The sequence below is a fragment of the Flavobacterium sp. DG2-3 genome, from assembly GCF_030730925.1.
Classification (GTDB): domain Bacteria; phylum Bacteroidota; class Bacteroidia; order Flavobacteriales; family Flavobacteriaceae; genus Flavobacterium.
In genome coordinates this window covers 53,744-62,627 of sequence record NZ_JAVAMB010000026.1, presented here as the reverse complement: position 1 = coordinate 62,627, position 8,884 = coordinate 53,744, and the positions used below count along the sequence as shown (strand labels likewise).

Below are 8,884 nucleotides of genomic sequence, written 5' to 3'. Positions count from 1 at the left end.
CAGTTATGTGGGAGAGTATGTCGTCGCCTTTCTTTTGAAAACCCTATCCGAACCGGATGGGGTTTTCTGTTTTATAACCGTTTTTGGAAGCCTGCGGATCTTATGAAATCTGGAAGCCAAAGAGCCATTCAATGCCGCGCTGCGTTAGGGATGGAAGAGGCATCTCCCGATTTGGAAAAACTACGGCTAAAAAGCCTTGTTTTTCTAAATCGGGAATACAGCGGACAGCCCGACCCGTAGGGGAACGCCATAATTATAAAATAGATTTTTTTTATTGTTGATAATGAGTGCTTTATGTTTTTTTGTTTAGAATTTTTTACTGTCAACGTCGTTAATAAACTGAATTACGCCATTCATAAATACTTTTTGATCATCCCACATAGCTAAATGGCTGCCGTTTGGACAGTATAAATAATGCCCTTTTTTTACTAATTTACTTTGTTCTTCCATTGCCTTTGGATCCATAGTGTCATATTTTGCACCTATCATTAGGGTTGGAATTGTAATTTCGTGTAATCTGTTTTTGATATCCCATTTTGCTAAGCGACCGCTGATGCCAAATTCACTTGGTCCTTGCATAAGGGTGTAGATTTCTCCGTTTACATGTTTACTTGCTCGGTTCAATCCATCTGGCCATTCTTTTAATCGGCATAAATGCTCTTTATAAAAGTTTGGCAGTAGTAACTCCATATAGCGTGGATTAGCAAAATCTTTTTTAGCTTCTAAATCTCTTATTTCATTTAATACTTCAGGTTTCATTTGTTTAGCCAAAACCTCATCAGCATATTTTCCATACTCTGGCGCGCTTGCCATCATATTCGCGACAAGCAAACCTTTCATATTTTGCTGGTATTTTAGAGCATATTCCATAGCTAGAATTCCGCCCCAAGAGTTTCCTAAAACATAAAAATTATCTTTATCAGCATTAATTGCTTTTCTAACTTGCTCAACCTCATCTACAAATCTGTCGATTGTCCATAGTGAACTGTCTTTTGGCTGATCGCTGTAATAGGAACCAAGCTGATCATATTCATAAAATTCAAATTCTTCTCGTTGAAAAAAGGTTTCGAAACATTCCATGTATTCATGTGTCATTGCTGGTCCTCCATGCAGGAGAAGAACTTTTATTTTTGGATTATTTCCAAAACGTTTGGTCCAAACTTTAAATTCTCCGATTGGCGTTTTTATGGGAATCATTTTAACTCCTGCCGATTCGACACTCTCATTATTATAGGTAAAATAGTTTGAAAGTGTTGATTTTTGATTTTCGTTTTTGCACGAAACCATTAGTAAGAGTATTGCACAAGCAGTAATAAGTTTCATCTAGTTTACAATTAAGGGTTTAAACTAAATTACAAATTATTATTAAATGGATAGCATGTCTGTTTTTTTAGAACATAAATAACTAGAAGTTTAATTTTTCAAATGCAAAAATCACTATTTATAGTGATGTGTGAATTTTTCTTCCAATATATTTTTGCCACTTATTAAAGGCTTAAAATATATTTGGATGAATAGTTTTAAAAATGCATTAGAAAACAAAACAAAGGTTTTTATTTTTTTCTTTCTGTTTGCGGGAATATTTGTTTGTTATGGTCAGGATAAAGGAATTATTGCTGATGCTAGTTTAAAATATTCAATTGAGAAAGGAGTAGTTTATTCTAATACAGAGAAATCTGTTGTTTTAAAACATTTAAATTCGATTAAAAAAAGTTCGAAGACATTAAAAATGGCAGCTGATATAACGCCTCCTTCGATAACTTGCCTGCCAAATAAGCAACTTGCATGCGGAAGTTTAGTACCCGATTATTTAGACGAATTAATTGTTACTGATGATTCGGGTGGAGATATTTATTTGACACAATCAACAGGAGGTACGAAGTTTTATGATGGTATGACTATTGTCTTTACTGCTAAAGATGAAGTTGGGAACGAAAGCAGCTGTTCTATAATTATTACAGCCTTAACTCCAGATGTTACGCCGCCAACATTTAACTGCCCAACGAATCTGACCTTAAATTGTGGAGATGTATTGCCAAACTATGCAACTAATCCGATGATGAATCTTCAGGATGATTGCAGTATTTCGGTTTCTTGGGAAATGACACCTGCTCCCGGAACTCCTTTTTATAATGGAATTCCTGTTCAGATTAAATATACAGACCCATCCGGAAATTCTTCGTTTTGTAATTTTAATGTAACACAGGCAACACCTGATAATATTCCGCCCACATTAACCTGTCCTAGTAATCAAATTCAAAATTGTGGATCTTTTTTGGCAGATTATAGAACTTTAGTAACTGGATACGATAATTGTTTGGGCAATTTAACTGTTTCGCAAAGTCCACTTCCAGGAACTATTTTTACTTCTGGTATAACAGTAACCTTGACTGTAAGAGACGTTTCTAATAATGCTTCAACTTGCAGTTTTATTGTAAATGCTTCGGCAGATACTTCAAATCCTATAATAACTAATTGCCCGGGTAGTCAGACATTAGCAATTGGGGATGCTATTCCTGATTATTCGGGCTTAATTAATGTCACCGATAATTGTGACTTAAATCCTAGTATAGTACAAACACCTGTAGCTGGAACAATTTTTTCAGCAGGATTAACTGTTGTCTTGACTGCTAATGATATTTCTGGAAATACAGCATCTTGTACTTTTCCTCTAATTGCTTCTGGAGGAGATCTTCCTCCTGTATTATCTTGTCCGTCAAATATGCAATTGTACGCAAATTCAACATTACCCAATTATGTTTCTTATTTAACGGCTTTGAGTGATGATAATACTGATAATTTTGATTTAGTTTTTACTCAAACTCCTCCTCAAGGAACACTTTTTACAGGAGATACTAATGTTACTATTACTGCCAAAGATGTTTCAGGAAATACAAATTCCTGCACTTTTTTAGTTAAACTAAAATCCATCAAACAAGATATTGATTGTAAATCAACCTCTATTAATGTTACTAATTTATATGGAGGCAATGGATTTTCTATTTATGGTGAAATATTAGGCAGAGAAGCAGGTTCTAGTGTCAAAAACGCTGGAGATGTAAATGGAGACGGAATTCCAGATTTAATAATTGGTGCTCCCGGAAATTATACTACTAATTATGGCTCTTCGATGATTTATAAAACCATACCCGGTGCCGCTTATGTGGTATTTGGAAAGGCCTCTGGAGTTAGTCCAAATATAGATTTGGGTTTATTGGATGGTACAAATGGTTTTGTAATAAGAAACGATACCCCTTGGACAAATTTTCCTGTTACGGGATATGATGTAAGCAGTGCTGGAGATATAAATGGAGATGGAATAGGAGATTTTATGATTAGTGATCCTCATCGTTCGTCTTCTTATGGACCCGAAGTGGGGCATATTTATGTCATTTTTGGAACTAGTGCTGGTTTTCCGGCTGAATTTAAAATTTCGTCATTAAACGGATCCAATGGTTTTACTTTCATAGGAAATGAAAATTATGCAGGTATGGGAGTCAGTATCGATATCGTGGGTGATATTAATTCTGATGGTTTTCAGGATATAGGAATTGTAACTAGTGGCTCTGGTGCAGGAAATGGCAAATGCTATGTAATTTATGGTAAGGCAGGTGGATTTCCCGCAATATTAAGAAATTACGAACTTAATGGTGCGAATGGTTTTAAAATTGAAGGAGATGCAACTGTTGGTAAAGTAGGCAGATCGGTTTCAGGTTTGGGAGATGTTAATGGAGATGGAATTCCTGACTTTGCTTTAGGCTCTTATAACGGATCAGATCAAAAGCGCAAGTTTGTTATTTTTGGACGTTCAACTAATTTTTCAGCTAGTTTTAATGTTACTGCTCTAAATGGATCAAACGGATTTATTATAGAAAATTCTTTGGAACCTTTAGACGGTTCCACTACAGTAAAAAAAGCAGGTGATTTGAATGATGATGGCATGAATGATCTCTCTATAACAGGAAGATATGTTTTATTTGGAAGAACTTCTTTCCCTGCTATAGTAGACTTAAAAGACCTTAACGGAAGCAATGGTTTTAAAAATGATACGGGAAGTGAAAATCTTCATGGATATGCCGGTGATTTTAATGGTGATGGTATTGATGATTATTTTGTGCATATTTTTTCGCAGACATGTATTTTTTTTGGGAAAAAGATTTGGCCAGCCAATGTGAGTCAAACTACAGATAAGAATTTGAAAATTGTATCTGATTTTCTTTCTGAATACAGTGCCAGTTATGCGGGAGATCTTAATAATGATGGAGTTAGTGATTTTATCATAGGGAATTCTTACGACTCTTACGGCTCTAATTTAAAAGTAAATTACAATCCAGGAAAAGCTTATGTTATTTTTGGTAAAAATACCATAGATACTGAAAAGCCTGTTATAGCCAATTGTCCTGCCGATCAAAAATTAAGTATAGGGGATTTAATTCCTGATTATACAAAATCTATAACCGTTACAGATAATTGTGATGCTAAACCTGTAATTACGCAATCGCCGGCTGCTGGTTCTGTATTTGATGGCACAACCCAAGAAGTAGTTTTAAAAGCAACTGATGCAAGCGGGAATGCTTCAGAATGTAAATTTAAAATAGAATTGTTAACTACTGGAAATCCTGTAATTGTTTGTCCGACAAATCAGGAGTTATATGCCAATTCATTTTTGCCCAATTATGTGCCCTTTTTAGAAGATGTTAGTGATGATGTCACGCCAAGTCATGAATTAACTTTTACGCAGACACCTCCTGTAGGAACCTTATTTACCGCAGATACTGATGTTACAATAACCGTTAAAGATAAATCTGGAAACGAAAATTCCTGCACTTTTTTAGTAAAATTAAAAACTAAAACCTTTGATTTAGATTGTAATACAACCGAAATTGATGTAACAGAATTAAATGGAAGCAACGGCGTAATTATCTACGGAGATAAAGGTGGTAAAAAAGCGGGTTTTACGACTAGTAATGCTGGAGATATTAATGGAGATGGAATTCAGGATTTTCTTATTGGTGCAATAAATGAGGGATGTTATGTCATATTCGGAACTTCGTCGGGATTTCCTCCTAATATAAATTTAGGAAAACTGAATGGGATTGACGGATTCAAAATTTTTGATGATGCTGTTACTCCGCCTTCAGAATTTGCTTATGATGTCAGCTCTACAGGAGATATAAATGGAGACGGCATTGATGATTTGATGCTTAGTGACCGTCAGAAAAGAAACGCAGCGAAGAATTTTGCTGGGGCAATCTATGTTATTTACGGAAAAAAGACAGCGTTTTCAGCACAATTCCCTATTTCAGTTATAGATGGAAATAACGGATTTAAAATTCTCGGGGACACTAAAGATGAATTTCTGGGATCAGCTTTAGTTAATATTGGTGATTTTAATAATGATTCATATAGCGATATAGCCATTTTATCTGCCAATGAAGGATCGGGGGGAATTAAAAAATGCTATGTGATTTTTGGGCGCAGTTCTAATTTTCCTGCTTCCGCTACAATTGATCAGCTTATAACTTCTCCTTCCTTTGTAATTGAAGGTGATGTTGGACAAACAGTCGAAGCTTCAGGCGACATCAATGGTGACGGTATAGCCGATTTAATTTTTTCAGGAGATTATACAAAGTATCGTTATGTGGTTTTTGGGTCTTCTAGCTTACCTTCAAAAATAAATACTTCAAGTTTAAACGGATCAAATGGTTTTAGAATAGAAAATTCGGCAACTGCACTCAACACAAGTCAGTATTATCAGTTTAAGGCATTAGGAGATTTAAATGGAGATTCTTTCAAAGATTTAGCCATCGATAATTATATTTTATTTGGAAAACCTTCTTTTTCATCGACTGTTGATTTAAAAGATCTAGATGGAACAAATGGTTTTAAAATTGATGCCTTCATGTTAGATTATCTTGATTTCTACACAGGATATGGCGATTTTAATGCAGATGGTTTGGATGATATGGCAGTCGTTTATATTAACAATATTTATATTGTGTATGGTAAAAAAATCTGGAGCCCTAGCATTAAAATTCAAGACTTAAACGCAGCAGAAGCATTAAAAATAAAAATTCGTTATGCAGCAAATTACAGTATAAGCTATTTAAAAGATATAAATAAAGATGGAATTGATGATCTTTTAATTGGAAGTACCAATCAAACCTATACATCTGATCCAAATGAAGAACCTGGCATTTCGTATTTGATTTTTGGAAGTAAATATACAGATCTAACACCTCCAGTAATTAGTAATTGTCCGACCAACCAAGTTTTACATTCAGGAGATTTAATTCCAGATTTTACAAAGATTATTACAGTTAAAGACAATTGTGACGTCAAACCTCAAATTGCACAAACACCAGTGGCGGGTTCAGTTTTTGACGGAAGTGATGTAGAAGTGCTTTTAACAGCAGTTGATGCAACAGGAAACCAATCAGAATGTAAGTTCATTATTTCGAGTACAGCAGATACAACACCGCCAGTAATAACTTGTGTTGTAGATCAGACAATAGCCTGCAATACAAAAGTAATTCCTGATTTCACAAATCTTATTGCAGTTACTGATGTACAAGATCCAAATCCTTCACTAACACAAAATCCAATTGCGGGAAGTCCTTTCACAGACGGAATAACCATAACCATAACAGCCAAAGACATTTCGAATAACGAATCCTCTTGCAGTTTTAAAGTCAACGCTTTCGCGGATGTTATAGCGCCCGTAATAACCTGTATCGGAGATCAGAATTTATCATGCGGAGCTGTAATTCCAGATTATACCGCTTTGATTACGGTAACGGATAATTGCGATGCATCTCCAACTTTAACTCAAAATCCAATTGCGGGAAGTACTTTCACAGACGGAATGACCATTACAATCACAGCAAAAGACATTTCGAATAACGAATCCTCTTGCAGTTTTAAAGTCAACGCTTCCGCGGATGGAATTGCGCCTGTAATAACCTGCATCGGAGATCAGAATTTATCATGCGGAGCCGTAATTCCAGATTATACAGCTTTAATTACGGTAACAGATAATTGCGATTCTTCGCCAATTCTAACTCAAAATCCAATAGCGGGAAGTCCGTTCACAGATGGAATGATCATTACAATTACAGCAAAAGATATTTCGAATAACGAATCGTCTTGCAGTTTTAAAGTTAACGCTTCCGCGGATGGGATTGCGCCTGTAATGACCTGTATCGGAGATCAGAGCTTATCATGCGGAGCTGTAATTCCAGATTATACCGCTTTAATTACGGTAACGGATAATTGCGATTCATCACCAATTCTGACACAAAATCCAATTGCGGGAAGTGCTTTTACAGAGGGAATGACCGTAACCATAATAGCAAAAGACATTTCGAATAACGAATCGTCTTGCAGTTTTAAAGTCAACGCTTCCGCGGATGTTACAGCGCCAGTAATAATCTGTATCGGAGATCAGAATTTATCATGCGGAGCTGTAATTCCAGATTATACCGCTTTAATTACGGTTACAGATAATTGCGATGCATTGCCAATTCTAACTCAAAATCCAATTGCTGGAAGTGCGTTCACAGACGGTATGACAATAACCATAACAGCAAAAGATGTTTCCAATAATAGTTCAATTTGTAGTTTTAAAGTAAACACTTCCGCAGATGTAAGCGCGCCAGTAATTACTTGTATCGGAGATCAGACATTATCATGTGGCACTATAATTCCAGATTATACGCCTTTAGTTACAGCAAATGATAATTGCGACGCTTCGCCAATAATTACCCAGACACCAGCTGCGGGAAGTGCTTTTACAAACGGAATGGCGATAACCATAACCGCCAAAGACGCATCAAACAACGAGTCGTATTGCACATTTAAAATCAATGTTTCTGCGGATCTTATAACGCCTCAAATAGTTTGTATTGAAGATCAAAATGTAAGTCTAGGAGCGGTTTTACCCGATTATCGTTCGCAGATTACTTCAACAGACAATTGTGATTCAAATGTAACGATCACACAAACACCAGTCGCAGGAACAAATGTTACAAACGGAATGAGTGTTACGATGAATGTTTCTGATAACAGTGGAAACTCTGCTTCTTGTTCGTTTAAAATTAACGTAATACAAGATACAGAAGCACCAGTTTTTGCCTGCATTGAAGATCAAATTTTTGATTGCAACGTCAGTACAGTTCCAGATTACACCAAAATGATTTTTGCAACAGACAATACCGATCTAAATCCAGTAATTACGCAGACACCAACTCCAGGAAGTGCATTTTCTGATGGAATGACGATTACTATAAAAGTTTCAGATAAAAGCAATAACAGTTCGAGCTGTTCTTTTCTACTGTATACCAACCCAATTTTAGTCGATCTTGGAGACGATTTACAAATTAAAGAAGGCGAATCGACTCTGCTTTATGCTTTGGCTTTACAAAACGGAACTTTCTCTTGGTCGCCTTCAACGGGATTGAGCAATAGCAAAATAGGAAATCCAATTGCAAAACCTACAGAAACTACAACGTATAAAGTGATTTTTACCAATGAAGATGGCTGTCAGGCAGAAGATTTTATTACCATAACAGTTATTCCAACAGCAAAAGACGAAACAAAATATGGTTTTTCTCCAAACGGAGACGGCATCAATGATTTTTGGGAAATTGACGGCATAACCGATTATCCAGAAAACGAAGTGCTGATTTACAGCCGTTGGGGAGATTTGGTTTTTCAAACTAAAGGTTACGATAATGCAACAAATGTTTTTAGCGGAATCGCCAATAAGAGTAGAAATTTAGGCGCCAGTCAGCTTCCAGAGGGAACTTATTTCTTCGAAATCCGCACAGAACAGCCCAATCATTTTAAGAAAACCAAGGGATATCTTGTTTTAAAACGTTAATTC

At 35.9% G+C, this 8,884-nt stretch carries 3 protein-coding genes; 2 read left to right on the top strand and 1 reads right to left on the bottom strand.

The genetic code is table 11. The features are described from left to right. Window positions 1-240, top strand: a 240-nt coding sequence (locus Q9Q97_RS22025; RefSeq protein WP_306161085.1) for a hypothetical protein, incomplete at its 5' end; no start/stop codon positions are given. Window positions 241-306: 66 nt separating this feature from the next. On the opposite strand, the gene Q9Q97_RS22020 is transcribed toward Q9Q97_RS22025, so the two are convergent. Then, the gene (locus Q9Q97_RS22020) at window positions 307-1,323 is read right to left on the bottom strand and encodes a proline-specific peptidase family protein (protein WP_306161084.1); all 1,017 of its coding nucleotides are present in this window, start codon (window positions 1,321-1,323) and stop codon (window positions 307-309) included. Window positions 1,324-1,510: 187 nt separating this feature from the next. Here Q9Q97_RS22020 and Q9Q97_RS22015 point away from each other — a divergent pair, with 187 nt between their 5' ends. Beyond that, complete coding sequence (locus Q9Q97_RS22015) at window positions 1,511-8,881, top strand: HYR domain-containing protein (RefSeq protein ID WP_306161082.1); 7,371 nt, start codon at window positions 1,511-1,513, stop codon at window positions 8,879-8,881. The last annotated feature ends 3 nt before the right edge of the window (window positions 8,882-8,884 follow it).

Bases quoted from the DNA above. Each gene is read 5' to 3' on its own strand.
- Q9Q97_RS22020 (WP_306161084.1), bottom strand. From the start codon at position 1,323: ATGAAACTTATTACTGCTTGTGCAATACTCTTACTAATGGTTTCGTGC.
- Q9Q97_RS22015 (WP_306161082.1), top strand. From the start codon at position 1,511: ATGAATAGTTTTAAAAATGCATTAGAAAACAAAACAAAGGTTTTTATT.